The following is a 26,135-nucleotide window of genomic DNA, read 5'->3' as shown; positions in this document are numbered from 1 at the left end:
GAAGGATCTTCACCAGCAATGACCGACGAGAACACCCCCGTGACGACGCCCGAGGGCGACGCCCTGGCGATGCGCGTCGAGCCCGTCGGGCTCGAGACGGAGATGCAGCGCTCCTACCTCGACTACGCGATGTCCGTCATCGTCTCGCGTGCGCTGCCGGACGTCCGCGACGGCCTCAAGCCCGTCCACCGCCGTGTGCTGTACGCCATGTACGACGGCGGCTACCGCCCCGAGCGCGGCTTCTACAAGTGCGCCCGCGTCGTCGGCGACGTCATGGGCAACTACCACCCGCACGGCGACAGCTCCATCTACGACGCGCTGGTGCGCCTCGCCCAGCCCTGGTCGATGCGGATGCCGCTGGTGGACTCCAACGGCAACTTCGGCTCCCCGGGCAACGACCCGGCGGCGGCCATGCGCTACACCGAGTGCAAGATGGCGCCGCTGTCGATGGAGATGGTCCGCGACATCGACGAGGAGACCGTCGACTTCACGGACAACTACGACGGCCGCTCCCAGGAGCCGACCGTCCTGCCGGCCCGCTTCCCGAACCTGCTGATCAACGGTTCGGCAGGCATCGCGGTCGGCATGGCGACCAACATCCCGCCGCACAACCTGCGCGAGGTCGCCGCCGGCGCCCGGTGGTACCTGGAGAACCCCGAGGCGTCCCACGAGGAGCTGCTCGACGCGCTCATCGAGCGCATCAAGGGCCCCGACTTCCCCACCGGCGCGCTCGTCGTCGGCCGCAAGGGCATCGAGGAGGCGTACCGCACCGGCCGCGGCTCCATCACCATGCGCGCGGTCGTCGAGGTCGAGGAGATCCAGAACCGCCAGTGCCTGGTGGTCACGGAGCTGCCGTACCAGGTCAACCCGGACAACCTGGCGCAGAAGATCGCCGACCTGGTGAAGGACGGCCGGATCGGCGGCATCGCGGACGTCCGCGACGAGACGTCCTCCCGCACGGGCCAGCGGCTCGTGATCGTCCTGAAGCGGGACGCGGTCGCCAAGGTCGTCCTGAACAACCTCTACAAGCACACCGATCTGCAGACGAACTTCGGCGCCAACATGCTGGCGCTGGTCGACGGCGTGCCGCGCACCCTCTCCCTGGACGCGTTCATCCGCCACTGGGTGAGCCACCAGATCGAGGTCATCGTCCGCCGGACCCGTTTTCGGCTGCGCAAGGCCGAGGAGCGCGCGCACATCCTGCGCGGTCTGCTGAAGGCCCTGGACGCCATCGACGAGGTCATCGCGCTGATCCGGCGCAGCGACACCGCCGAGATCGCGCGCGGCGGCCTGATGGACCTCCTCTCCATCGACGAGATCCAGGCCAACGCGATCCTGGAGATGCAGCTGCGCCGCCTGGCCGCCCTGGAGCGCCAGAAGATCGTCCAGGAGCACGACGATCTCCAGGCCAAGATCGACGAGTACAACGAGATCCTCGCCTCGCCGGTCCGCCAGCGCGGCATCGTCAGCGAGGAGCTGGCCGCGATCGTCGAGAAGTACGGCGACGACCGCAAGACGAAGCTGATCCCCTACGAGGGCGACATGTCCATCGAGGACCTGATCGCCGAGGAGGACATCGTCGTCACGGTCACGCGCGGCGGCTACATCAAGCGCACCAAGACCGACGACTACCGGGCCCAGAAGCGCGGTGGCAAGGGCGTGCGCGGCGCGAAGCTGAAAGAGGACGACATCGTCGACCACTTCTTCGTCTCCACCACGCACCACTGGCTGCTGTTCTTCACCAACAAGGGCCGCGTCTACCGCGCCAAGGCCTACGAGCTGCCCGAGGCCGGCCGGGACGCGCGCGGTCAGCACGTGGCGAACCTGCTCGCCTTCCAGCCGGACGAGGCGATCGCCGAGATCCTCGCCATCCGCGACTACGAGGCGGCGCCGTACCTGGTCCTGGCCACCAAGTCCGGCCTGGTGAAGAAGACGCCGCTGAAGGACTACGACTCCCCGCGCTCCGGCGGCGTGATCGCGATCAATCTGCGCGCCCGGGAGGACGGAACCGACGACGAACTGATCGGAGCCGAGCTCGTCTCGGCCAACGACGACCTTCTGCTGATCAGCAAGAAGGCGCAATCGATCAGGTTCACCGCCTCGGACGACACCCTGCGGCCCATGGGCCGCGCCACCTCGGGCGTCAAGGGCATGAGTTTCCGCGAGGGCGACGAACTGCTCTCGATGAATGTGGTGCGACCCGGTACGTTCGTGTTCACTGCCACCGACGGCGGATACGCGAAGCGGACCCCCGTCGACGAGTACCGCGTCCAGGGTCGCGGCGGCCTCGGCATCAAGGCCGCCAAGATTGTCGAGGACCGCGGATCGCTCGTGGGCGCGCTGGTGGTCGAGGAGACCGACGAAATCCTCGCCATCACACTCTCGGGCGGTGTGATTCGCACGCGAGTCAACGAGGTCAGGGAGACGGGCCGTGACACCATGGGCGTCCAACTGATCAATCTGGGCAAGCGCGACGCCGTCGTCGGCATCGCACGCAACGCCGAGGCGGGGCGCGAGGCGGAGGAGGTCGACGGTGACATCGTCGTCGACGAGGCCGCCGACGACGCCGCGGCCACCGGCACGGACGAGGGTGAGGCGCCCTCGGCCGAGTAGCACGAGGAGTGAGTCAGCGTGAGCGGAGCCACGGGCGCCGGATCGGCCGGTACCCCCAAGGGTACGAAAGCGGACGGCGGCGGCCGTGGCTCCGCCGCGCACGCGACGGAGACGGCCCCGTCTTCGTCCTCTTCCTCCTATGACACTCATGGATCCCAGGGGGGAACTGTGACGGACACCCGAGGCCCGCAGGCCCAGCAGTACGCGGCTGGAGCGGGCCCGGCCGCTCCGGGCGCCGACGCGCAGGGAGCCGCCCCGCAGGCGGTCTCACCGCTTCCGGGGGAGCGGCAGCCGCAGCAGCCCGCCGGGCCCTACCACCCGCCGCAGGCCTACCAGGCGGCCGCGCCGGGGAGCGCCGTGCGCCGGCCGCGCACGGGCGCCAGCACCACGCCCCGCGTCCGCAAGGCGCGGCTGCGCGTGGCGAAGGCCGACCCGTGGTCGGTGATGAAGATGAGCTTCCTGCTCTCCATCGCGCTGGGCATCTGCACGATCGTCGCGGCCGCCGTGCTGTGGATGGTCATGGACGCCATGGGCGTCTTCTCGACCGTCGGCGGCACGATCTCCGAGGCGACCGGCTCGAACGAGTCCAACGGCTTCGACCTGCAGTCGTTCCTGTCGCTGCCCAACGTCCTGCTCTTCACGTCGGTCATCGCGGCCGTCGACGTCGTCCTCGCCACGGCCCTGGCGACGCTGGGCGCGTTCATCTACAACCTCTCGGCCGGCTTCGTCGGCGGTGTGGAGCTGACGCTCGCCGAGGACGAGTGAGCGGGCCGGTCCCCGCCCGTTCATCCGGCGGGTGAGGGGACGCGGCGCCGGGAACAGGCGGTTTCGCCCCGTTCCCGACCACCGATTTTGGGACTGCCCACGTCGTGCGCTAATCTTCAGGGGTCAGCGCGCGGGACACACACCGCAGAGCGCGGCGGGGCTATAGCTCAGTTGGTTAGAGCGCATCCCTGATAAGGATGAGGCCACAGGTTCAAATCCTGTTAGCCCCACCAGCGAGAAGACCCCCGGACCGATGGTCCGGGGGTCTTCTGCCATCAAAGATCGACACCAACAGCGGCGATCGGCCGAGGAGCGGATCCTCCGGCAGCTCCGCGAGCATCGCGACGGCCTCCCGCCCGCTCCCTCCGGCCCGGGCCCGTAGCGGCGTGCGGGAAGTGCTCCCTCCCGGCGGCCCGGGCGGAGCCGGGCAGACGCGGCCCGCGACTTCCGGGCCGTCCCTACGGTGGCGCGCTCTCCCCGGGCGCCAAGGGCCATGCCCGCTCCACGGAGCGGGGCCGACGGCGGAGGGGACGGGAGCTCGGCGCAGTGGCGGGCCGAGGTGGAACGGGTCGCTCGTGCTGCGGTGCACGACGGGACACCGCGGTTCTCCGGACGGCGGGTCAGTCGCGGTGTGCGAGCCACCGGCAGACCGGATCGGCGAAGACTGCCTGATCAAGGCAGTGCGCCGGATCCTCCCTTGCTGGGAGGATCCCAGCGCCGCACTCCTCCGACATGACAGAGGTGGTTGACCTCATGGGATCGACTCGTGTGATCCTTGCCGTGGCCGCAGGCGCTCTCGCCCCGGCGCTGTTGCTCGCTACGCCGTCCATGGCCGCTTCCGCCGCCCCCGCGGCCGCCATCGCGACGACCGGCTCGCCCTACGACGAGATGAGCGCGGACGACCTGCGGGTGGCGATATCCCGCATCCTCGCCGACCCCGACAGCGGCAAGCGCGTGATCCGGGAGGCGAACGCGCTCCTCGACAGCGGCACCGTGGAGGAGATGCGCGCCTGGCTGGAGACGGGCTACCGCCTGGCCCAGGCCGAGGACGACCGGGTCGCGCTCACCCGGATCCTCGCCGACCCGGACAGCGGCAAGCGCGTCATCGCGGAAGTCAACCGGCTTCTCGACGAGAACGATCCCCAGCAGACGCGCGCCTGGCTGGAGACGGGCTACCGCCTGGCCCAGGCCGAGGACGACCGGGTCGCCATTTTCCGGATTCTCGCCGACCCCGACATCAGCGACGCCCTGCGTGCGGCGGCCGGTGCCGCTCTCGACGAGAACACCCCGGAAGCACTGCGCCACTTCCTGGAGGTCGGCCGGTACGAGGTCGGCTAGCCGGCCGATCGCGTCGCGGGCCCGGGCACCCCGGATCGGCTCCTTGCCCGCGAGCTCCCGGCGCGGCCCTGCCGGAAGGACCGGGAGCCGGGCGCTCCGTGGCGGGCGGCGGTCCGCTGCCCGGTGTGTCCGGGACAGCGGCAAGGCCCGGCGCTCCGCGGGGCGCCGGGCCTTGCTGGTCGATGTCGGGCGTGCTGTACGCAAGTTCGCCGTGACGACAGGGGGAAGGGTGCGGGCGGCGGCACGCGCGGTGCCGTGCCTCGCCGTCAGCGTTGCAGGGGGATGACGCCCGACGCGCGGGGCTCCATCGACGTCTCGGCGGATGCGGTGGGGGCGCAGAGGGCGACGGCCGGTGCGGCCCCGGACGCGTCCGACAGCGGGCGGTGGCGGCAGCTGGGGACCTTGCCGTGGGCCTCGGCGTGGATGCGCTGCTTCATCGTGGGGGGCAGGGCCCGGGCGTGGGGCCGGATCCAGGGGGACGGCGCCGGTGCCGTCGTATGCTTCGTGGTGCCGCTGTTCTCGTTGCTGTTGCTGTTGCGTTCCGTTCCGGTCCGCGGTACCGCCGCCGAGGCGGTCGTGGTGACGAGTCCGAGCGCCGTGCACAGCGCGAGGAAGGCGGTGACGATGGCGGTCCACATCTGCGTGACCTTGATCCGGGCCATGGCCCCTCACTTTCGGGTCGGGCGATTTGCGTACTTTCCTCATGATGTGTATGCGCGGCGCGAAGTGGCGGACCGACGTGCCCGACGCGTCGATGTTCCGATGAACACCACTCGGATGGGTGCAAGAGGGTCGAAAAAGAGAGAAAATGGGAGGAAGGCGGCCGGAAGCCACCTCGCGTGGAGGTGTGACCGCCCTTCGATCCCGGCGGTTCGTCCCGTTCCTAATGCGGCCCGACGGCGGTGAGTTGAGGGCCGACACAGGTCACCGATCGATATCGGTCGGTGTGTATAGTCGGGCGCCAGAGGTCCCCTACGTCAAGGAAAGACGAGGTCGCGCGGTGAAGAAGCTGCTCCTGGTCGCACTGGCCGCCATCGGCGGTCTCCTGGTGTACCGCCAGATCCAGGCGGATCGCGCCGAGCAGGACCTGTGGACGGAGGCGACTGACTCCGTGCCCACGGGTTCGTGAGTCCCATCGACATACGGCGCTGAGTCCCGCGGGGCTCAGCGGTCATCAGAGCATCACCCCGGCCGTCATCGCGGTCGGGGTTTTGTGTTGTCCGCCCTCCCGGCACGCCGGAAGGGGACGGAGCGCCGCATGTTTCGGCCGGTCGTACGGATCGGGCGGACGACGCGCGGGGCGGCGGGGCAGGATGGGCCCCGGCCCCGGCCCGGCGGCCGACGACGGGGGGCGTCGGGGCGAGGGGGCCAGGGGTGACGAGGAGTGGCGCGTGAGGGAGCGGTGTGGGGCGAGCCGGCGCGTACCAGGGCGCCGGAGGACCGGAACCGGGCGCCGGCCGGCCGTGACCGCGGCGCTCTCCACGGCGCTCGCGGTGCTGTGCGCCACGGCCGCCACGCCGGACCGGGGAGCCGCGGCCACCGGACCGCCGGACGGCTACGCCTTCGCCGCGGACGCCCGGCCGGTCGAGGGGGCGGACAGCGCCGCGGACGCCGTACGCCTGGCTCCCGGTGGGACGTACCGGAGCTCCCTGCCGGGGAACGGCACGGTCCACTACCGCCTGCCCCTCGACGGGACGTCGAACGCGTACGTCGCCGTCACCGCCGTCCCCCGTCCCGGCACCGCGGTCTCCGCCGCCGACGGCATCCGGGTGTCCGTGCGCGACGGCGACGGCGGCTCCTGTTCCCTCGACAGCGCGTCCGTCGGCGCCGCGCGCAGCCCGCGTCCCGTCACCGCCTGGGGCCTGCGGGAGCTCTCCTCCGGCAGGACGCGCTGCCGGGACGCCGGCACCTACCACGTCACCGTCGAGCGCACCGGTCCGCGCAGGACCGCGCCGGACGCCTGGGACCTGGAGCTCGCCGTGTTCCGCGAGCCGGCACCGGAGCGGCCCGGTGCGACGCTCGCGCCCGGGGCCTGGGACTCCGCCTCGCCCGCTCCGCCCGCGGGTGAGCCCCGAAACCGCCGGGGAGGCGCCGGTTTCGCCGGTGCGGCACCCCTCGGCCAGGGCGTCTGGCGCGACGGCATCCGCCCGGGGCAGACCCTCTTCTACGCGGTGCCGGTCGACTGGGGGCAGCAGCTGTACGCCACCGCGGAACTGGACGGTTCCGGCGGTGGACGGGGGTACGTGCCCGGCGCCGTGCGCCTGGCGCTGCACAATCCGGCGCGCGGACGGGTGGCGGACGCCGGCTCCGGATACGGCGGCGGCCGGACGTCCGTCGCCCTCGCCCCGGTGCCCCCGGTCGCGTACGCCAACCGCCACGCCGCCGCCGGGAAGGTCCGCGGGATGCGGTTCGCCGGCGCCTACTACCTCGTGGTGCACCTCGCGGCGGGGGTGGCCGACGACTTCGGCGCGGGCCCGTTCGGGCTGACCCTGCGCGTACGGGTGAGGGGCTCGGCACAGCCCGGCCCCGCCTACGCGGGGGAGTCGGTGCCGCGAGGGGTGTTCGAGGTGGCGCGAGGGGAGCGGGCGGCCGCGCCGGGGGACCGGGGCGCCGGAGGCGATCCCGTGATGACGGCGGTCGCGGTGGGCGGGATCGGCGCCGGGAGCCTGCTGCTGGCCGGACTCGGGGTGTGGACCGTGACGGCGCGGCGCCGGGCCGCGGCCGGACGGTCCCGGGAGGCCGGCTGACACCGGGCCGCCGCGAGGTGTTCAGATCCGGCTCAGCGCCCAGAAGCCCACCGCGTAGCAGACCAGCGCGAGGAGCAGCAGCGGGACGGCGACCTCGGCCGGGGGGCCGGTACGGCGGCGCCGCCGCACCGCGCGGTGCCGGGGGAGCGCCGGGTCCGGGGGCGCGGGCCGCGGGTCGGTCCGGGCGGTGTACGCGGCGGTAGGGGGGTCGGCGCGTGCGTGCGGTGCCGACGCCGGTGGCGGTGGCGGTGCGACCGGAGCGGGGTGGGGTGGCGCGGACCGGTGGGCGGCCTGCCGCCGGGGGTACGGGGGCGCCTGTGCCGGTGGGGGCGTTTGGGCATCCTCGGCCACGGGCCGGGGCGGGGAGGGCAGCCGGTGCCCGGGGGACCGCGGCGGCACCTCGCCGCTCACCGACCGGGAGGCCCGCGTCCCGGCCGTCACCGACACGCCCGGGGCCGGCTCGGTGGGGCCGTCGGGGCCGAACCCCGGTGGCAACGGTCCGACCTGGTCGAAGATCTCGATGAGTTCGTCGTCGGGCCCCGGCTCCGGCAGGAGTTCCGCCGCGGCGGCCAGCGCCTTGCGCGCGCCGGTGGCCGTGCGGAACCTCGACCGCGGATCCGGTTGCAGAAGCGTGGCGACGACCTGCCACAGCGGCTCGGGAATCCCCCGGGGCGCTCCCGGGGTCCCGCGCTCGGTGAAGTACCGCACGAGCTCCCCGGTGTCCGGGTGGGCGCCCTCCAGCAGGTAGAGGGCGACCAGACCGGCGGCGAACAGGTCCGCGGGGAAGTCCGGCTCCGCGCCCAGCACCTGCTCGGGCGCGAGGTAACCGGGCGTCCCCACCACCAGGTCGGCCTCGGTCAGCCGAGGCTCACCCAGCCGCATCGCGATGCCGAAGTCGGACAGCCGCAGCCACGGCCGGCCCGTTCCGGTCACTTCGAGCAGCACGTTGGCGGGCTTGACGTCGCGGTGCACGACGTCCTCCGCGTGTACCGCGGCCAGCCCCGCGAGGAGCTGGTCGAGCAGGACGCAGACGAAGGCCGGCGGCAGGGGGCCGTAGTCCCCCACCAGGTGGACCAGCGAACCGCCGGTGACCAGGTCCATGGTGAACAGGACCTTGTCGTCGTCGGCGGCCCAGCTGGTGGGAGCGAGCACATGGGGGTGGTCGATGCGCAGCGCCTGCTCGCGGACGAAGCGCAGCAACGCGTGGGCGTCGCTCTGCTGCAGTACCTTGGCGGCCACATAACGCCGGCGGCGGTGGTCCCAGGCGCGCCAGACGGCACCGGACGCACCCCGTCCGATCGGGTCGACCAGCTCGTACCGGCCGGCGAAGACCTCACCCATGGCTGCGCGTCGCTCCTCCCCCTCGGCTCCCCCTGTTGCCTCCCCCGCGACGGGCGGTACGACTCCCCCGGCGCCCCTTCGCCCGGTCCCCGGTGCGCCGCCGTGCGGTCTGCGGCGTCCCCTTCGCTCGGTCCGCGGCGTCCCCCCGCGCGGATTCCGGCGTCCCCCTCACGTGGTTCCCGGCGCCCCCCGGCGGCCGGGCCGGTGGGTCAGCTCTGGTGGGACTGGTAGTGCGCGACCGCGTCGGAGGTGCGGCCGGCGCCGTACACCCGGAGGAACTCCGCCAGCTCCGGGTGGGTCGGGGCGAGGGTGTCCGCCGCCTCGATGATGTCGCCCGCGGCGGCCACCGAACGCAGCAGCGACTGGATCTCGCGGACCACCCGCTTGACCGTCGGCGCGCCCGAACCGTTGGTCGTCTGAGCGGTGTTGCTGAGCACCGAGCCCCCCTGGGACCTCTTGATCTCCTCCATGCGCTCGGTTGCCTCGGCCGCGCTCACGCTGCCGTCCGCGACCTGCCCCGCCAGGTCCTGCAGCAGCTGCACCCGCTGGACCACCGCGGGATTGCCGATCTTCGCCCGCTGCCCGCTCATCAGCTGCGACAGCATCGGTGCCGACAGTCCCAGTACCCCCGCGAGACGAGCCTGGTTGAGCCCCAGGTCGTCGATCAGCCTGCGGAAGAGCGCCCCCAACGGCTCCCCGTACCAGCTCCGCTGCAGTTCCCGCGCTCTCGCGGTGGCTTCCTGCTGTGCGGCGTCCATTGCGTCTCCCCATCGCTTCCCCGAAACGGTGGTTCGCTCCAGCGAACCACGCGGAGCATCTTACGGAGCGTGGTCGCCCACCGGGACCCCCAATCCTTTTGCGGGATACGGGGGGAGACCCGGTACTCTGTTCTGCGGCGCCCGCCGGTTACGCGGTTCCCCCGGCCGGACGCTCCTTTCCGGGGCCTTAGCTCAGTTGGTAGAGCGCTGTCTTTGCATGGCAGATGTCAGGGGTTCGACTCCCCTAGGCTCCACTCAAAATGACCCCCCTGAGCTGCGAAAACGCAGTCAGGGGGGTCTTTTTTCCACGGGAGCCGACAGGGGCGCCCGCCGCGGGCGGGGAACCGGACGCCGATCCTCACGCGAGACGGCCCGAACGCCGAGGGGTGGAGGACACCGCTGTCCTCCACCCCTCGGCGAAGTCGGACGGACGGCCTCAGGCCCGCTCGTCACGGTCGGCGGACTCCTCCTCGGTCTCCTTCGCCTGGACCTGCGGGTCCAGCACGGGCTCTCCCGTGCCGTCGACCGAGGTCAGGCCGCCCGTCTCGGGGACCTCCGTGGCCGCCGGCGGCTCCACCAGCCAGTCCGGGTTGGCCTGCTTGTCCCACCACTTCCAGACGGCGAGGGCGCCACCCGCGACGATGCCCACCATTGCCAGGGCCTTGACGACGCGACCGGTCCTCGCCCGCCGTTCCCGCTTGCGGACGAGCTTTTGGATCTCCTGGGCCGAGACCTGTCCCCGCAGTGCGGCCAGCGCGGCGGCGCTGCGCGCCGTCGCCTCGTCCCGGACGGGGGCGGCCGCGGCCACCGCCTGCTCGATCACCGGCCGGGAGTGGACGGCCGCCTGCCGGGCGGCCTTGCGCGCACGGGCGGCGGCCTCGTGGGCGGCCTGGTCGACCTTCGGCGGAACATGGGCGAGGGCCTGCGCACGGGCCGCCTCCAGCCGCGGCGCGACGTACGCGCCGTACTGGAGCAGGGCCTGCTCGGTGGCCTGCGACACCTTGGGCGCCAGCCGTACGCGCGCCTCGTGTGCGTAGTGGGCGGCCCTTTCCTTGGCCGTGTCGGCGTAGGGCGCCACCACGTCCGCGGCGTGCAGCACGCTGTCCTTCGCCGAACCGGTCGCGGCGCGCACGCTGTCGATGCGGGTCACGGGTTCCTCCTCCTCGGTGGCGTACGGTAATTCGACTTTCCACCCTTTTACGGATCATGCCTGCCGCCGTGGCGCCGGGCATGCGTGGACGGGCATCCGGGTCACCTGTCCGGACCCCGGGTCAACCCGGGTGGCCCCGGACCGTCTGCGGCGGTCGGAAGCGGATCGACTGCCAAATCGACTGCAAAGACGGATGAACAAGGAGCAACGGGTGCTTGTCGCCGACCATGCCACGGATCGCCGCGCCGCGCCCCCGACCCGCGACTTCCCGTCCGGATTTCCGTTGCGCGCGCCCGCCGGACGACGCGTGGCCGCCTGCCGGACGACGTGATGCGCGGGGCGTGCGAGGATCAGGGGGTCACAGGAAGACAACGGAAGGCAGATCGTGGCTGAGCAGCTTTACGCCACCTTGAAGACCAACCACGGCGACATCGACGTCCGGCTCCTGCCGAACCACGCCCCCAAGACGGTCAAGAACTTCGTCGAGCTCGCCAAGGGCGAGCGCGAGTGGACCCACCCGGCAACCGGCAAGAAGTCCACGGACAGGCTCTACGACGGCACGGTCTTCCACCGGGTGATCAGCGGTTTCATGATCCAGGGCGGTGACCCGCTGGGCAACGGAACCGGTGGTCCCGGCTACAAGTTCGAGGACGAGTTCCACCCGGACCTGTCCTTCGACAAGCCGTACCTGCTGGCGATGGCCAACGCCGGCCCGGGCACCAACGGCTCGCAGTTCTTCATCACCGTCGCCCCGACGACGTGGCTGAACCGCAAGCACACCATCTTCGGCGAGGTCGTCGGCGAGGCCAGCCAGAGGGTCGTGGACTCCATCGCCACCACGCAGACCAACCCGCGCACCGACCGCCCGCTCAAGGACGTCGTCATCGAGTCGGTCGTCATCGAGACGCGCGAGGGCTGAGTCCGAGCCCTAGCGCAGGGAACCAAACGCCCCGCTCGTCCGTATGGATGAGCGGGGCGGTGCATTGCCCGCAGACACCGAGGGGATCTCATGGATCAGGCGCCCGGCAGCCCGAGCGGCCCGGAGGACACCGGTTCGAGGGACGCCCGGTCCCTGCCCACCTGCTACCGCCACCCGGACCGCGAGACCGGCGTCCGCTGCACCCGCTGCGAGCGGCCGATCTGTCCCGAGTGCATGGTCGACGCCTCCGTCGGCTTCCAGTGCCCCGGCTGCGTCCGCGCGGGCTCCGGCACCGGGCACGCCCCGGACGCCTCCCGGCCCCGCACCCTGGCCGGCGGAACCGTCGCCGCCGATCCCCGCCTGGTCACCAAGGTGCTCATCGGCGTCAACCTCGCCCTCTTCCTGGTCCAGCTCTCCGCCGGCGACCGCTTCACCGATCGCTTCACCCTCCTCGGACAGGCGTACGTCCCCGGGCTGGACTCCGTGGAGGGCGTCGCCGAGGGCCAGTGGTACCGGCTGCTGACCTCGATGTTCCTGCACGGTGGCTACTTCCACGTGCTGTTCAACATGCTCAGCCTGTGGTGGATCGGCGGCCCGCTCGAAGCGGCCCTCGGCCGTGCCCGCTACCTCGCGCTGTACTTCCTCTCCGGACTGGCCGGAAGCGCGCTGACGTACCTCATCGCCGCGCCCAACCAGCCCTCGCTCGGCGCCTCGGGCGCGATCTTCGGCCTGTTCGGCGCGACCGCCGTCCTCATGCGCCGGCTCAACCAGGACATGCGCCCGGTCGTCGCCCTGCTGGTGATCAACCTGATCGTCACCTTCGGCTGGAGCAACATCGCCTGGCAGGCGCACATCGGCGGCCTCGTCGCCGGCGTCCTGATCGGTTACGGCATGGTGCACGCCCCGCGCGAGCGGAGGACGCTCGTCCAGTACGGGACCTGTGCGCTGGTCCTCGCCGTCATCGTCGTGATGTCCCTGTTGAGGACGGGCCAGCTCACCTGAGCGCCCGTTGTCCACAGGGTGTGGCCACTCTTGTGCATACGGTGTGGGAACACATGTGCCCCCTGTCGCTCACCCGCGTTTCCGCAGGTCAGGAAGGGGGCGAATGTGTTTTCGATTTACAGGTGTTCCTTTGCGCCGGTGCGGGTCACCCGCTCGGTTATCCACAGATCATCATTTCTTTTCCCCATGTGGAAAACCTGTGGATAACTCGGCGGGCGGCTCCGTGCGGAGCCGCGTTCAGCGCGGGGCGGCCGCTACTTCCACTGCGTGGAGACGCCGAATCCGGCGGCGATGAACCCGAAACCGACCACGATGTTCCAGTTGTCCAGCTTGTCGATCGGGAGCGAGCCGTCGGTGACGTAGAAGACGACGATCCAGGCGAGCCCGATGACGAACAGGGCCAGCATGACGGGCGCGACCCAGGCGCGGCTGTCCATCTTGAGGGCGGTCGCCTGCTTCGCCGGCGGCGGCGTGTAGTCGGCCTTCTTGCGGATACGTGACTTCGGCACGAGGGTCTCTCCTGTCGATGCGCTGCGTGGCCGCGCAGGTAACTGGGTCGGGCTCGGGGCAACGTACAAGCGGTGCGAGGGGACGGAGGAGCGCTCCCCCGGGCGTCCGTTAGCGTAGTGCTTCCGTGGCGCCGAAGGAGATAAGGGTACGTTGAGCAATTCTGCCGACTCCCCCACAGCGGGATCCAGCCCTGTCCGCAGGCGCCGATTCCGGCCGGTGCGGGTGCTCACGGCGGGTGTCTTCGCCCTCGCGGGACTCCTTTTCTTCACCAGTTTCAATACTGCCAAAGGCACCAATATCCGCACGGACAGCTCTTTGTTGAAGCTGTCCGATCTCATCCAGGAGCGCAGCCGCAACAACGCCGGACTCGACGAACTCAACGCGGCACTGCGCCACGAGATCGAATCCCTCGCCGAACGCGACGACGGCAGCACGAAAGCCGAGGACGACAAGCTCGCGGAGCTGGAGAAGAAGGCGGGCACGCGGAAACTGACGGGTGAGGCGATCACCGTCACCCTCGACGACGCCCCGCCGAACGCCACCGCCAAGCTGCCCGGCTATCCCGAGCCGCAGCCCGACTACCTGGTGATCCACCAGCAGGACCTCCAGGCCGTGGTGAACGCCCTGTGGCAGGGCGGCGCCCGGGGCATCAAGGTCATGGACCAGCGGCTGATCTCCACCAGCGCCGTGCGGTGCGTGGGCAACACGCTGATCCTCCAGGGCCGCGTCTACTCACCGCCGTACAAGATCACGGCGGTCGGCGATCCGGAGCGGCTGAAGCGGGCCCTCGCCGAGGCCCCGGCGATCCAGAACTACATGGTGTACGTCAACGTGTACGGCCTCGGCTGGAAGGTCGAGGACGAGGGGACGGTGACCCTGCCCGGCTACTCCGGCGCGGTCGACCTGCGCCACGCCCGGCCCGTGTCGTGACCCGGCGCCCGGATCCGGGCCGGCCCGCGAAGGCCGGGAATCGGAGGCCCGGCGCCGTTAGTCTGGTCCCGTGCGGCGTGAGTCTGGTGCCGTGGTGCGACGGAAGGGACGGCATGTACGGCTGGATCTGGCGGCATCTGCCGGGGAACGCGTGGGTGAAGGCGCTGCTCTCGATCGTGCTGGTGCTGGCCGTGGTCTACGGGCTGTTCCAGTACGTCTTCCCGTGGGCCGAACCCCTGCTGCCCTTCAACGATGTGACGGTGGACGACCAGTGAGCGCACGGATTCTCGTCGTCGACAACTACGACAGCTTCGTCTTCAACCTGGTGCAGTACCTGTACCAGCTGGGCGCCGAGTGCGAGGTGCTGCGCAACGACGAGGTGTCGACCGCGCACGCCCAGGACGGCTTCGACGGGGTGCTGCTGTCGCCGGGCCCGGGGGCACCCGAGCAGGCCGGCGTGTGCGTCGACATGGTGCGGCACTGCGCGGCGACCGGGGTGCCCGTCTTCGGCGTCTGCCTCGGCATGCAGTCGATGCAGGTGGCGTACGGCGGTGTGGTGGACCGGGCGCCGCAGTTGCTGCACGGCAAGACCTCGCCGGTGGAGCACGAGGGCAAGGGCGTCTTCACCGGGCTGCCCTCGCCCTTCACCGCGACGCGCTACCACTCCCTGGCCGCCGAGCCCGCGACCGTGCCGGACGAACTGGAGGTCACGGCCCGCACCCGGGACGGCATCGTCATGGGCCTGCGCCACCGCGAACTGCCCGTCGAGGGCGTGCAGTTCCACCCGGAGTCGGTACTGACCGAGCACGGTCACCGGATGCTGGCCAACTGGCTGGCGGAGTGCGGCGACGAGGGCGCGGTGGCGAGGTCGGCGGGGCTCGCCCCGGTGGTGGGCAGGGCCACGGCGTGACCGCGCTGCGCCCCGAGCGCGAGTCCGGCGCGGACGGCCGCGGCGGCGCCGGCGACCAGGGCACCTCGCACGCGCGGCAGCCGTACGAGGGCCCGGGCGCGTTCGGGGAGGGCCGGCCCGGCGGGAGGGCGCACGCCCCGGCCGAGGGGGCGTACCGCGGCCGGCCGGGGGAGCGGGCGTACCGGGCGGCCGGTGAGCCGTACGCCACGGCCCGGGAGCCGCTCCCGCGCTCGACGTACCAGCCCCCCGCGGACGACGAGACGGTCGCCCTGCGGGTGTCCGCCCCCTCCGGCGGGGCCGTACGCCCGGCGTCCGGCGCCGCTCCGTCCCCGGACCCCGCCGCCCCGCCCCCCGCGGGACGCGCGGCCCGCCGGAAGGCCGCCAGGGGGCGCCACGGGCGCCGTGGGGGCGCGGCCCGCCCCCGGGCCCCGGAGGAGCCGGAGGTCCCGCACGGGACCGGGGCGCCCCTGTCGCGCGTCGAGGCCCGCCGCCGGGCCCGGGCGCGCAAGCCGAGCGCGGGGGTGGTCGCGAGCCGGGTGATCGGTGAGCTGTTCATCACGACCGGCGTGCTGATGCTGCTGTTCGTCACCTACCAGCTGTGGTGGACGAACGTCCGCGCGCACGCGCAGGCGGACAAGGCGGCCAGCAGCCTCCAGGACGACTGGGCCGACGGCAGGCGCAACCCGGGCGCCTTCGAACCGGGGCAGGGCTTCGCCCTCCTGCACATCCCGAAGCTGGACGTGGTGGTGCCGATCGCCGAGGGCGTCAGCAGCAAGGGCGTACTGGACCGGGGCATGGTCGGCCACTACGGCTCGGGCCCGCTGAAGACGGCGATGCCGGACGACAGGACCGGCAACTTCGGGCTCGCGGGCCACCGCAACACGCACGGTGAACCGTTCCGTTACATCAACCGCCTGTCACCCGGCGACGCGATCGTCGTCGAGACGCAGGACAAGTACTTCGTCTACAAGATGGCCTCCATGCTGCCGGTGACGTCGCCGTCCAACGTCAGCGTCCTCGATCCCGTCCCCAGGGGGTCGGGGTTCACCCGGCCCGGCCGCTACATCACGCTCACCACCTGCACACCGGAGTTCACCAGCAAGTACCGGTTGATCGTCTGGGGCAAGATGGTCGAGGAACGGCCGCGCAGCAAGGGCAAGCCGGATGCGCTCGTCAGTTAAGGGCAGATGACCAGTGGCAGCGACCACCGAATCGGATCACGAAGAGCACACCGACGCGCCCGGCACCGCGCCGCCCGCGCGTCGCCGCCGCGGACGGGGGCGGATCGCCCTGGTGGTCAGCGTCTTCGGCGAACTCCTCATCACCGCGGGCCTGGTGCTGGGCCTGTTCGTCGCCTACTCGCTGTGGTGGACGAACGTGGTCGCGGACCACGCCGCGGACCGGCAGGCCGACAAGGTCCGCGACACCTGGATGCAGGACAGGGACACCGGCCCCGGCGCCCTGGACACCAAGGCCGGCATCGGGTTCCTGCACGTGCCCTCGATGTCGCAGGACGAGATCCTCGTCGAGAAGGGCACGTCGATGAAGGTCCTCAACGACGGCGTGGCCGGTTACTACACCGACCCCGTGAAGGCGACCCTGCCGATGACGGGTGAGAAGGGCAACTTCTCGCTGGCCGCCCACCGCGACGGGCACGGGGCCAAGTTCCACGGCATCGACAAGATCGAGAAGGGTGACCCGATCGTCTTCGAGACCAAGGACGAGTGGTACGTCTACAAGGTCTACGCCACCCTGCCCGAGACCTCGAAGTACAACGTCGACGTCCTCGCCCGGATCCCCGAGGAGTCCGGGAAGAAGAAGGCCGGCCACTACATCACGCTGACGACCTGCACGCCGGTCTACACGAGCCGGTACCGGTACATCGTCTGGGGCGAGCTGGAGCGGGTGGAGAAGGTGGACGCCGAGCGGACGCCCCCGAGGGAACTGCGGTGAGGTGACGGCGCCCGCCTCCCGGGCGCCCCCGCGACGGAGCCCCGGTCCCTTCGCCGAAGGACCGGGGCTCCTGCCGTCGGGGCGGTGTCAGTCGTCGCCGCGCAGGCCGCCGATGAAGCCGCCCTTGCCGTTGCCGTTGCCGTTGTTGCCGTCCCCGCCGCTCTGGCCGGCGGAGCCCAGGGCGACCAGGTTCACCGCGGCGCCCTTGTCGACCGTGGAGCCCGGGGCCGGGTCCGAGCTGACGACCAGGGCGTTCTCGTCCTGGGAGCCGGTGACGTTGCCGGCCTGCAGGCCCGCGTCCTGGAGGGCCTTGCGGGCGTCCTTGAGGGACATGCCCACCAGGTTGCCCGGCACCTGGACCTGCTCGACCTCCTTGGCCTTGCCGAGGACGATCTGCACCGACGAGCCCTTGTCGACCTGCTGGCCGGCCTGCGGCGTGGTGGAGATGACCTTGCCGACCTGGTTGGGGTCGTCGGTCTCCTGCTCGGAGCAGGTGCCGACCAGGCCGCTGGCCGTCATCTGCGCCTGCGCGGCCTCACAGCTCGACTGGCCGATGACGTCCGGCACCGTGGACTTCGCCACGGCCTTGGCGACGACGAGGGTGATCGTCGACCCCTTCTCCACCTCCTTGCCCTTCACCGGGTCCTGGTCCAGGACGGTGCCCGGGGTGTCCGAGGTCTCGCGCTCCTCCGTCTCGACCTTGAGCTGGTAGTCGTCGCCCTCCAGCTTCGACCGGGCCTCCTCCAGGCTCAGGCCGATCACGCTCGGCACCGTCACCTTCGGCGCGCCCGTCGACACCACCAGGTCGACCTCGGTCTGCTTGTCGACCTCGGTGCCCTGCGCCGGGGTCTGTTCGCAGACCTTGCCCTGCGGTTGCTCCTCGCAGGGCTTGCGCGTGACCGTTCCCAGCTTCAGGTCGACGTTGGAGAGCCGCTTCGTGGCGTCCTCCTGCGTCTGGCCGACGAGGTCCGGCACGGCGACCCGGTCGTCCGTGCCGCTGCCGCCGACCGCGTACTTGCCGATCAGGATGGCGCCGACGAGGACGAGGACGCCCGCCAGGACCAGCAGGACCGTGGAGGTGGACGACTTCTTCTGGCGGCGCCGGCCGGGGCGGTCGTCGTAGCCGTACCCGCCGTCGTCCGGGTTCATCGGGGGCAGGACCGTGGTGGAGTGTCCGTGCCCGCCGTCGGAGCGCAGGGCCGTCGTCCGCTGGTCGTCGGGGTAGCCGCCGTAGCCCGCCGCGGCCATGGCGCCCATCGCGGCCGTGGCGGCGACCGGCTGGCCGTCGAGGCAGGCCTCGATGTCGGCGCGCATCTCGTCGGCCGACTGGTAGCGGTAGTCGGGGTCCTTGACCAGGGCCTTCAGCACGATCGCGTCCATCTCGGGCGTGATCTCGGGGTCGAAGACGCTCGGCGCCTGCGGCTCCTCCCGTACGTGCTGGTAGGCGACCGCGACCGGGGAGTCACCGACGAACGGGGGCCGGACGGTCAGCAGCTCGTAGAGCAGGCAGCCGGTGGAGTACAGGTCGGACCGGGCGTCGACCTGCTCTCCCTTGGCCTGCTCCGGGGAGAGGTACTGGGCGGTGCCGATCACCGCGGCCGTCTGGGTCATCGTCATGCCGGCGTCGCCCATGGCGCGGGCGATGCCGAAGTCCATCACCTTGACCTGGCCGCCCCGCGTCAGCATGACGTTGGCCGGTTTGATGTCGCGGTGGACGATGCCGTTGCGGTGGGCGTACTCCAGGCCCTGGAGGATGCCGACGGTCATCTCCATGGCCCGCTCCGGCAGCAGCTTGCGGCCGCTGTGCAGCAGTTCGCGCAGGGTGGAGCCGTCGACGTACTCCATGACGATGTACGGGATGGAGACCCCGTCGATGTAGTCCTCGCCCGTGTCGTAGACCGCGACGATCGCGGGGTGGTTGAGCGAGGCGGCAGACTGGGCCTCCCGGCGGAACCGGGCCTGGAAGGTGGGGTCGCGCGCGAGGTCCGCGCGCAGCGTCTTCACCGCCACGGTGCGGCCGAGGCGGGTGTCATGCCCGAGGTAGACCTCCGCCATGCCACCGCGGCCGAGCACCTGGCCCAGCTCGTACCGGCCGCCGAGGCGACGCGGCTCTTCCATGGTTACCTACCAGCCCTCTCCGTCGGTCCCGACCGGCACGCGTGTGCGGCCGGAGACTGCCGTCCGGGCCTACCGTACCCGGCTCGCTTTGTGTGACCTGGCCAAAGTCGGTTACCTGATACAGGACCGGTATCGCAACGTGCGCCGATGTGAAGCGGACGTGAGCGGAGTCACGCGCGCCCGGGCCGCTTTCCGCCCGGACCCGCGTGGCGTCCCGCTCACGCGTCGTGCCGTGGCCGCCGCAGCGGCCTCACTTCCTGCCGTTGACGACGGCCTCCATCACGCTCTTCGCGATCGGCGCGGCGAGGCCGCCGCCGGAGATGTCGCCGCGGTTGGCGTTCTCGTCCTCGATGACCACGGCGACGGCGACCGGGGAACTGCCGTCGGCCTGCTTGGCGTACGAGATGAACCAGGCGTAGGGGTTCTCGCTGTTGTCGACGCCGTGCTGGGCGGTGCCGGTCTTGCCGCCGACGGTGACGTTCGGGATCTGCGCGTTCTTGCCGGTGCCGTCCTCGACGACGGTCTCCATCATCGACTGCAGGATCTGCGCGTTCTCCGGGGAGAGCGGCTTGCTGTACTCCTCGGGTTCCGTCTTCTCGATGGTGTCGAGGTTCGGGGCCTGGAGCTCGTCGACCATGTACGGCTTCATCAGCGTGCCGTTGTTGGCGACGGCCGAGGCGACCATGGCCATCTGCAGCGGCGTGGCGGCCGTGTTGAACTGGCCGATCGAGGAGAGCGCGGTCTGCGACGCGTTCATGTCGTCGGAGAAGACCGACGCGGTGGCGCGCACCGGCGTGAACTGCTCCTCGGTGAAGCCGAACTTCTTGGCCGTCTCCAGCATCTTCTCCTTGCCGAGGTCGGCGCCGATCTTGCCGAAGACGGTGTTGCAGGAGTACTGGAGGGCGACCCGCAAGGTGGCGTCCTTGCAGGGGATGTTGCCCTCGTTCTTCAGCGGGGTCGTGGTGCCCGGCATGATCCACGGAAGCGGGGTGTCGGTCTTCTCGTCCGCGCTTCCGTACTTCCCGTGCTCCAGGGCCGCCGCCGCGGTGACCACCTTGAAGGTGGAGCCGGGTGGGTAGATCTCGCGCAGCGCCCGGTTCAGCATCGGATCGTCCGGGTTGTTCTCCTTCTGAAGCTTCTTCCACGCCTCGCCGTCCGAGGCGCCGTCGCCCGCGATCGTCGACGGGTCGTACGACGGGAAGGAGGCCAGCGCCAGGATCTTGCCGGTGGACGGCTCCAGGGCGACCACGGCGCCCTTGCCCCCCTGCGCCTTCAGGCCGTCGTAGGCGGCCTTCTGCGCGGCGGCGTTGAGGGTGGTGACGACGTTGCCGCCCTCCTTCGGCTTGCCCGTGAGCATGTCGAGGGTGTTGCGGAAGAAGAGCCGGTCGTCGTTGCCGGTGAGGATGGCGTCGTCGATGGCCTCCAGCTGGGTGGCGCCGTAGACCTGCGAGACGTACCCGGTCACCGGCGCCCACATCGCGCCGTCCTTGTAGGTGCGCTTGTACTTGAAGTCGCCCTCGGTCGTCGCGTGCCCGGTGATCGCCTTGCCGTCGACGATGATGTCACCGCGCGGGGTGGCGTAGCGGGCGATGGCGACGCGGCGGTTGTTCTCGTCGGTCCTCAGCTCGTCGGCCTTGACGTACTGGAGCCAGTTGTCCCGGATGAGCAGGGTGAGGACCAGGAGGCCGCAGAAGATCGCGATGCGGCGCAGGGGTTTGTTCACGGTCGGACCACCTGGGTCATCTCGGCGTCGGGGTTGGTGGCGGGGGCGGGGGCGGGGCGGCGGGCGGTGTCGCTGATGCGCAGCAGGACGCCGATCAGGGCCCAGTTGGCCAGGACGGACGAACCGCCGTACGCCAGGAACGGCATCGTCATACCGGTCAGCGGGATGAGGCCCATCACACCGCCGGCCACCACGAAGACCTGGAGCGCGAAGGCGCCGGACAGGCCGATGGCGAGCAGCTTGCCGAAGGGGTCGCGGGCGGCGAGGGCGGTGCGCACGCCGCGCTCCACGATCAGGCCGTAGATCAGCAGGATCGCCATGATGCCCGCCAGGCCGAGTTCCTCGCCGAACGTGGCGAGGATGAAGTCGGAGTTGGCGGCGAACCGGATCAGGTCGGAGTGGCCCTGCCCCCAGCCCGTGCCGAGGGTGCCGCCGGAGCCGAACGCCCACAGGGCCTGCATCGCCTGCTCGGAGTGGAGGACGCCGTCTTTGACGCCGGCGCGGCTGAGCTCATACTCGCGCATCGGGTCGAGCCAGGCCTGGACACGGGTCTGGATGTGGGGTTCGAAGCTCGCCACGCCGACGGCGCCCGCCGCGGACATCAGCAGACCGAAGACGATCCAGCTGGTCCGCTCGGTGGCGACGTACAGCATGATCACGAACATGCCGAAGAACAGCAGCGAGGTGCCGAGGTCGGTCTCGAAGACCAGGATGAGGATCGAGATCGCCCAGACGACCAGGATCGGACCGAGGTCGCGGCCGCGCGGCAGATACAGGCCCATGAAGCGGCGGCTGGCGAGGGCCAGCGCGTCCCGCTTCACCATCAGGTAGCCGGCGAAGAAGACAGCGAGGACGATCTTCGCGAACTCGCCGGGCTGGAGGGTGCCCAGGCCGGGGATCTTGATCCAGATCTTCGCACCGAAGACGTCCGTGCCCAGGCCCGGCACCAGCGGCAGGATCAGCAGCACCAAGGCGACGAACATCGAGATGTAGGTGTAGCGCTGGAGGACACGGTGGTCCTTCAGGAAGATCAGCACCACGATGAACAGGGCGATGCCCAGCGCGGTGTACAGCAGCTGCCGGGGCGCGGCCGTGACGAAGGTGGGCAGTGACTGCAGCAGTTCGGACTGGTCCAGCCGCCAGATGGCGACCAGCCCGAGCCCGTTCAGCAGCGTGGCCAGCGGCAGCAGCAGCGGGTCCGCGTACGGGGCGAACTTCCGTACGACGAGATGGGCGACGCCGGCCAGCAGACCGAGGCCCAGGCCGTAGCTCAGGAGCCCGGACGGCACCGAGCCTTCCATGGCCAGACCCACGTTGGCGTAGGCGAAGACCGGGATGACGACGGAGAACACCAGCAGCGCGAGCTCGGTGTTGCGGCGGCTGGGCGCGCCGACCGCGCCGATCGTGGACGTGTGGTGCGTCGGCGAGTGCGATGCGTTCGTACTGCTCATCGTGTAACGGGGCCTCTCACGGCTTGCCTACTGCTTACCGCACATCGAGACGACCTTCTGCTCTTCCTCCGAGAGGGTGGGGCCGGGGCTGGGAGTGGGTGCGGTCGTGGACGAGGACGGGGACGACGGGGTCGAGGTGGGCGCCGACGGGTTCGGGGCCGGCGTGGCCTTGGACGGGAAGGAGATACGGGAGGCGCCCGTGGTGCCCCCGGCCTCGCCCTCGCCCGTCTTCGCGCTGTTCTCGCTCTGCGCGGCACGCCGCTCGGCCTGCTTCCTGCAGGCGGAGGCCTGTACCGACAGCTCTTCGATCTTCGCCTGGGCGTTCTTCAGGCCGCCCTCGGCGATGGTCGCCGCGATCCGCTTCTGCTGGTACGGCGGCAGGTACTTGAGTTCGATCTCGGGGTAGTCCTTCTCCACCTCCGACAGCGACACCCAGGCCAGGTCCTGGCTGATGCCCCGGTACAGCGCGACGTGCCCGTCGTTGGCGCCGACGTAGTACTGGGTCTGCGTCCAGCGCCAGCCGCCGTACAGCCCGCCGCCGACCACGGCGAGGGCGAGCACGGTGTAGAAGCCGTTCCTCAGCCACTTGCGGCCCTTGTTCGGCTTGGTGAAGTCGGCCTCGCCGTAGTCGCCGAAACCGCCCGCCGGGACGAAGCCCGTGGTGTCGCCGCTGCCGGGCGGCCCGAACTCGCCGCCCCGGCCACCCCGGCCGCGCCCGTGGCGGCCGAGGCCGGCGGCGCGGCCGGCCGGGGTCTGCATGATGCCGTTGTCGCCGGTCTGGCTCTGGTTCTCGGCGACGGCGCCGACCACGACCGGGGCGTCGGACAGCTGCCCGGTCAGGGTGTCACCGGTGTCCAGGTCGAGGACGTCGGCGACGATGACGGTGATGTTGTCGGGCCCGCCGCCGCGCAGCGCGAGCTGGATCAGCTCCTGCACGGTCTCCTGGGGGCCCTGGTAGCTGGCGAGGGTGTCCTCCAGCGTCTGGTGGGAGACGACCCCGGACAGCCCGTCGGAGCAGATCAGGTACCGGTCGCCGGCGCGGACCTCGCGGATCGACAGGTCGGGCTCGACGTGGTCGCCGCTGCCCAGCGCCCGCATCAGCAGCGACCGCTGCGGATGCGTGTTCGCCTCCTCCTCGGTGATGCGTCCCTCGTCGACGAGGCGCTGCACCCAGGTGTGGTCCTGCGTGATCTGCGTCAGCACGCCGTCGCGCAGCAGGTACGCGCGCGAGTCGCCGACGTGGACGAGCCCGAGCCGTTGCCCGGTCCACAGCAGCGCGGTCAGCGTGGTCCCCATCCCCTCGAGGCTGGGGTCGTCCTCCACCATCTGGCGCAGCTGGTCGTTGGCCCGCTGGACGGCGGTGCCGAGGGAGGTGAGGATGTCGGAACCGGGCACGTCGTCGTCGAGGGGGACGATGGTGGAGATCACCTCGGAGGAGGCGACCTCGCCGGCCGCCTGGCCGCCCATGCCGTCGGCGATGGCGAGCAGCCGGGGACCGGCGTAACCGGAGTCCTCGTTGCCCTCCCGGATCATGCCCTTGTGGGATCCGGCGGCGAAGCGCAGTGACAGACTCATGCGCACCTCGCCCGTCGGCTCCGCATGCAGCCGGTCGTGTCGGGCCACACTGCCCACCCTCCGGTCGGGAGCGCGCCGGGGTCCTCGCGGGGGACCGCCGCTGCGTGCTCGCTCCGCTCGCGCTCATTCATGACGTGGCACTACTTCCGCAGTTCGATGACGGTCTTGCCGATGCGGATCGGCGCGCCCAGCGGAATCGGTGTGGGGGTCGTCAGCCGGGTCCGGTCCAGGTAGGTGCCGTTGGTGGAGCCCAGGTCCTCGACGATCCACTGGCCGTCGCGGTCGGGGTAGATCCTGGCATGGCGGCTGGAGGCGTAGTCGTCGTCCAGCACGATCGTGGAGTCGTGCGCCCGGCCCAGGGTGACGGTCTGGCCCTGCAGGGCGACGGTGGTGCCGGTGAGCGTGCCCTCGGTCACCACCAGCTTGGTGGGGGTGTTGCGCCGCGCCCGGCCTCCGCCCGCCTGCTGGCGCTGCGGGGGCGGCGCTTGGCGCGCGGCCTGCTGCGCGCGGCCCGCGTCCCGTCGCGACCCGCGCTGAGTGACGCGCGTGCCGAACAGATCGCTGCGGATGACCTGCACGGCCACGATCACGAACAGCCACAGTACGGCCAGGAAACCCAGCCGCATGACCGTGAGGGTCAGCTCTGACATTGCCCCCGGATCACCCTTCGGCTTGCCTATAGATAACGGTGGTACTGCCCACGACGATCCGCGAGCCGTCGCGGAGCGTAGCGTGAGTGGTGTGCTGCCCGTCCACCACGATGCCGTTGGTGGATCCGAGATCCTGGATCGTCGAGGGCGTTCCGGTCCGGATCTCGCAGTGCCGGCGGCTCACGCCGGGGTCGTCGATCCGCACGTCGGCGTCGGTGCTGCGGCCCAGCACCATCGTCGGGCGGGAGATCTGATGGCGGGCGCCGTTGATCTCGATCCAGTGACGGGTGCGTCCGCCGGGCGCGACGGCGGGCGGGTAGCCGTAGCCGCCGGGCTGCCCCGCCGGGGCGCCGGGCGGCGGCGCGGACGGCATGGGAGGGGCGCCCGCGGGGGGCGCGGGCGCGACGGCGGGCGGGTAGCCGTAGCCGCCGGGCCGTCCGGCCGGAGGGGCGGCGGGGGCCCCGGGGGCCTGCTGGCTGCTGGAGGAGGCGAGCGTGCGGCTGCGCACCCGGTACAGGCCGGTGTCGAGGTCGTCGGCCTTCTCCAGGTGGACCTTGATCGGACCCATGAAGGTGTAGCGCTGCTGCTTGGCGTAGTCGCGCACCATGCCGGCCAGCTCGTCGCCGAGCTGGCCGGAGTAGGGGCTGAGCCGCTCGAAGTCCGGCGTGCTCAGCTCCACGATGAAGTCGTTGGGGACGACCGTGCGGTCGCGGTTCCAGATGGTGGCGTTGTTGTCGCACTCGCGCTGGAGCGCTCCCGCGATCTCCACGGGCTGCACCTCGGACTTGAACACCTTGGCGAAGGTGCCGTTGACCAGACCTTCGAGACGCTGCTCGAACTTCTTCAGGACTCCCATGGGGCACCTCCTCCGCCGCTGCCGCCCTGTGCACTGCCTGCCTGCGTACCGCTTACCTGAGTACTGCTTACTTGGTACTGCTTACTGATCGTATCCACGCGCCGGTCGATCGGCTGGTTCCCCCTGTCGGCCCGGTCGACCGGTGTCGACGCCTCGCCGACGCCTGCCGAGGTTCCCTGCGGCGCTCCTCTTCGAACGCTGGGAGGAGTGGTGCTGTCCGTACTCCTGCCCAGGATCGTAGAGGTGGCTGCAGACCAGTGTCCCGCACCCGGCTGTGGACTCCGCCCGGCTCCCGGGGGGACGGGGGCGACCGGTATGAGGTTGATACGTGAACGGGTGTGTGCCGAGACGGCCGGGGCAGCCGGGGCGGTCGGGACGCGGGGGCCGCCCGGAGGGGCGCTTCGCGGGCGCCCCCGGGGGTGACCAAGGGGGTGACCAGGGGCCGATGACCAAGGGATGTGAACCCACCCCCACGAGCGTGCTAATGTTCTGGGTGTCGGAAGGCGCCGGACCGAAAGGAACGGAGCCGGAGGACACACCCAATGCGCGGGTGGCGGAATAGGCAGACGCGCTGGATTCAGGTTCCAGTGCCCGCAAGGGCGTGGGGGTTCAACTCCCCCCTCGCGCACAGAGAGAACCGATGTGACGGGTCTCTGCCGGTGACGGAAGTCACCGGCAGAGACCCGTTCTTCGTTTGCGGGGCCCGGGGCGGTGGGTGCTTTCCCGGGGCGGTGCCCCCTGCCGCAGAGGCCGACCGGATTCGCAGCGTGAGGTATCTCACGGCCGGGGCTGCTTCGGTCCCCGCGAAACGGGGCTCGCGCCCGGG

The 26,135-nt window shown here is 71.2% G+C and carries 23 protein-coding genes and 3 tRNA genes; 15 read left to right on the top strand and 11 right to left on the bottom strand.

Annotation, left to right across the window (positions count from 1 at the left end):
- Positions 1-18 precede the first annotated feature (18 nt).
- The 4 genes from gyrA (at position 19) to ACSU6Z_RS14495 (ending at position 4,716) form a co-directional block, all read left to right on the top strand.
- A complete protein-coding gene (gene gyrA / locus ACSU6Z_RS14510) occupies positions 19-2,613 on the top strand; it encodes a DNA gyrase subunit A (RefSeq protein WP_437045881.1) in 2,595 nt (864 codons plus the stop codon).
- A gap of 18 nt (positions 2,614-2,631) precedes the next feature.
- On the top strand, positions 2,632-3,378 hold the full coding sequence (locus ACSU6Z_RS14505; RefSeq protein WP_437045880.1) for a DUF3566 domain-containing protein: 747 nt from the start codon (positions 2,632-2,634) through the stop codon (positions 3,376-3,378).
- Between the two features lie 156 nt (positions 3,379-3,534).
- A tRNA-Ile gene (locus ACSU6Z_RS14500) sits at positions 3,535-3,611 on the top strand.
- A 520-nt stretch (positions 3,612-4,131) separates the two neighbouring features.
- Positions 4,132-4,716: an ALF repeat-containing protein gene (locus tag ACSU6Z_RS14495; protein ID WP_437045878.1), complete on the top strand. Its 585-nt coding sequence runs from the start codon at positions 4,132-4,134 to the stop codon at positions 4,714-4,716.
- Between the two features lie 266 nt (positions 4,717-4,982).
- Here the strand turns inward: ACSU6Z_RS14495 and ACSU6Z_RS14490 are convergent, their stop codons facing one another.
- On the bottom strand, positions 4,983-5,378 hold the full coding sequence (locus ACSU6Z_RS14490) for a DUF6344 domain-containing protein (RefSeq protein ID WP_437045876.1): 396 nt from the start codon (positions 5,376-5,378) through the stop codon (positions 4,983-4,985).
- 338 nt (positions 5,379-5,716) lie between these two features.
- On the opposite strand from ACSU6Z_RS14490, the gene ACSU6Z_RS14485 reads away from it, so the two are divergent.
- Complete coding sequence (locus ACSU6Z_RS14485) at positions 5,717-5,845, top strand: DLW-39 family protein (protein ID WP_003999697.1); 129 nt, start codon at positions 5,717-5,719, stop codon at positions 5,843-5,845.
- Positions 5,846-6,179: 334 nt separating this feature from the next.
- Complete coding sequence (locus ACSU6Z_RS14480) at positions 6,180-7,463, top strand: hypothetical protein (protein ID WP_437045875.1); 1,284 nt, start codon at positions 6,180-6,182, stop codon at positions 7,461-7,463.
- A gap of 21 nt (positions 7,464-7,484) precedes the next feature.
- Here the strand turns inward: ACSU6Z_RS14480 and ACSU6Z_RS14475 are convergent, their stop codons facing one another.
- Together ACSU6Z_RS14475 and ACSU6Z_RS14470 are read right to left on the bottom strand one after the other, a co-directional pair.
- A complete protein-coding gene (locus ACSU6Z_RS14475) occupies positions 7,485-8,804 on the bottom strand; it encodes a serine/threonine-protein kinase (RefSeq protein WP_437045873.1) in 1,320 nt (439 codons plus the stop codon).
- A 209-nt stretch (positions 8,805-9,013) separates the two neighbouring features.
- Positions 9,014-9,562, bottom strand: coding sequence for a helix-turn-helix domain-containing protein (locus ACSU6Z_RS14470; RefSeq protein ID WP_437045871.1), 549 nt, complete (start codon positions 9,560-9,562; stop codon positions 9,014-9,016).
- A 181-nt stretch (positions 9,563-9,743) separates the two neighbouring features.
- Between ACSU6Z_RS14470 and ACSU6Z_RS14465 the strand changes: the two genes are divergently transcribed.
- A tRNA-Ala gene (locus ACSU6Z_RS14465) sits at positions 9,744-9,816 on the top strand.
- 182 nt (positions 9,817-9,998) lie between these two features.
- On the opposite strand, the gene ACSU6Z_RS14460 is transcribed toward ACSU6Z_RS14465, so the two are convergent.
- The gene (locus ACSU6Z_RS14460; protein ID WP_437045869.1) at positions 9,999-10,712 is read right to left on the bottom strand and encodes a DUF5324 family protein; all 714 of its coding nucleotides are present in this window, start codon (positions 10,710-10,712) and stop codon (positions 9,999-10,001) included.
- 385 nt (positions 10,713-11,097) lie between these two features.
- Between ACSU6Z_RS14460 and ACSU6Z_RS14455 the strand changes: the two genes are divergently transcribed.
- Positions 11,098-11,631, top strand: coding sequence for a peptidylprolyl isomerase (locus ACSU6Z_RS14455; protein ID WP_437045868.1), 534 nt, complete (start codon positions 11,098-11,100; stop codon positions 11,629-11,631).
- A 90-nt stretch (positions 11,632-11,721) separates the two neighbouring features.
- Positions 11,722-12,633, top strand: a complete 912-nt coding sequence (locus ACSU6Z_RS14450; RefSeq protein WP_437045866.1) for a rhomboid family intramembrane serine protease — start codon at positions 11,722-11,724, stop codon at positions 12,631-12,633.
- Positions 12,634-12,887: 254 nt separating this feature from the next.
- On the opposite strand, the gene crgA is transcribed toward ACSU6Z_RS14450, so the two are convergent.
- On the bottom strand, positions 12,888-13,142 hold the full coding sequence (crgA, locus tag ACSU6Z_RS14445) for a cell division protein CrgA (RefSeq protein ID WP_437045864.1): 255 nt from the start codon (positions 13,140-13,142) through the stop codon (positions 12,888-12,890).
- 151 nt (positions 13,143-13,293) lie between these two features.
- Here crgA and ACSU6Z_RS14440 point away from each other — a divergent pair, with 151 nt between their 5' ends.
- The 5 genes from ACSU6Z_RS14440 to ACSU6Z_RS14420 all read left to right on the top strand — a co-directional run bounded on the left by ACSU6Z_RS14440 (position 13,294) and on the right by ACSU6Z_RS14420 (position 16,936).
- On the top strand, positions 13,294-14,073 hold the full coding sequence (locus ACSU6Z_RS14440; RefSeq protein WP_437045862.1) for a DUF881 domain-containing protein: 780 nt from the start codon (positions 13,294-13,296) through the stop codon (positions 14,071-14,073).
- A 77-nt stretch (positions 14,074-14,150) separates the two neighbouring features.
- Complete coding sequence (locus ACSU6Z_RS14435; protein WP_358781665.1) at positions 14,151-14,348, top strand: hypothetical protein; 198 nt, start codon at positions 14,151-14,153, stop codon at positions 14,346-14,348.
- The gene (locus ACSU6Z_RS14430) at positions 14,345-14,983 is read left to right on the top strand and encodes an aminodeoxychorismate/anthranilate synthase component II (protein WP_437045860.1); all 639 of its coding nucleotides are present in this window, start codon (positions 14,345-14,347) and stop codon (positions 14,981-14,983) included. Before ACSU6Z_RS14435 ends, ACSU6Z_RS14430 begins: the two co-directional genes overlap by 4 nt.
- Positions 14,980-16,164 (top strand): class E sortase, encoded by a 1,185-nt coding sequence (locus ACSU6Z_RS14425; RefSeq protein WP_437045858.1) that lies wholly within the window; start codon positions 14,980-14,982, stop codon positions 16,162-16,164. The genes ACSU6Z_RS14430 and ACSU6Z_RS14425 overlap by 4 nt, the downstream gene beginning before the upstream one ends.
- A gap of 13 nt (positions 16,165-16,177) precedes the next feature.
- On the top strand, positions 16,178-16,936 hold the full coding sequence (locus tag ACSU6Z_RS14420; RefSeq protein ID WP_437045856.1) for a class E sortase: 759 nt from the start codon (positions 16,178-16,180) through the stop codon (positions 16,934-16,936).
- Between the two features lie 87 nt (positions 16,937-17,023).
- On the opposite strand, the gene pknB is transcribed toward ACSU6Z_RS14420, so the two are convergent.
- The 6 genes from pknB to ACSU6Z_RS14390 form a co-directional block, all read right to left on the bottom strand.
- Entirely contained in the window at positions 17,024-19,054 is a 2,031-nt protein-coding gene (gene pknB, locus ACSU6Z_RS14415; RefSeq protein WP_437045854.1) for a Stk1 family PASTA domain-containing Ser/Thr kinase, read from the bottom strand.
- Positions 19,055-19,304: 250 nt separating this feature from the next.
- Positions 19,305-20,777 (bottom strand): peptidoglycan D,D-transpeptidase FtsI family protein, encoded by a 1,473-nt coding sequence (locus ACSU6Z_RS14410; RefSeq protein ID WP_437045853.1) that lies wholly within the window; start codon positions 20,775-20,777, stop codon positions 19,305-19,307.
- On the bottom strand, positions 20,774-22,228 hold the full coding sequence (locus tag ACSU6Z_RS14405; protein ID WP_437045851.1) for an FtsW/RodA/SpoVE family cell cycle protein: 1,455 nt from the start codon (positions 22,226-22,228) through the stop codon (positions 20,774-20,776). The genes ACSU6Z_RS14410 and ACSU6Z_RS14405 overlap by 4 nt, the downstream gene beginning before the upstream one ends.
- 27 nt (positions 22,229-22,255) lie before the next feature.
- Positions 22,256-23,803: a Stp1/IreP family PP2C-type Ser/Thr phosphatase gene (locus ACSU6Z_RS14400; protein WP_437045850.1), complete on the bottom strand. Its 1,548-nt coding sequence runs from the start codon at positions 23,801-23,803 to the stop codon at positions 22,256-22,258.
- Positions 23,804-23,943: 140 nt separating this feature from the next.
- Positions 23,944-24,453, bottom strand: coding sequence for an FHA domain-containing protein FhaB/FipA (locus ACSU6Z_RS14395; RefSeq protein ID WP_437045848.1), 510 nt, complete (start codon positions 24,451-24,453; stop codon positions 23,944-23,946).
- 10 nt (positions 24,454-24,463) lie between these two features.
- A complete protein-coding gene (locus tag ACSU6Z_RS14390) occupies positions 24,464-25,309 on the bottom strand; it encodes an FhaA domain-containing protein (RefSeq protein ID WP_437045846.1) in 846 nt (281 codons plus the stop codon).
- Positions 25,310-25,853: 544 nt separating this feature from the next.
- Between ACSU6Z_RS14390 and ACSU6Z_RS14385 the strand changes: the two genes are divergently transcribed.
- Positions 25,854-25,937: transfer RNA gene (locus tag ACSU6Z_RS14385), tRNA-Leu, on the top strand.
- Positions 25,938-26,135: the final 198 nt, after the last annotated feature.

The organism is Streptomyces sp. enrichment culture (assembly GCF_964273145.1).
Taxonomy (GTDB): Bacteria; Actinomycetota; Actinomycetes; order Streptomycetales; family Streptomycetaceae; genus Streptomyces.
The sequence above is the reverse complement of the archived record's forward strand: the minus strand, read 5'-3'. Positions and strand labels throughout refer to the sequence as shown.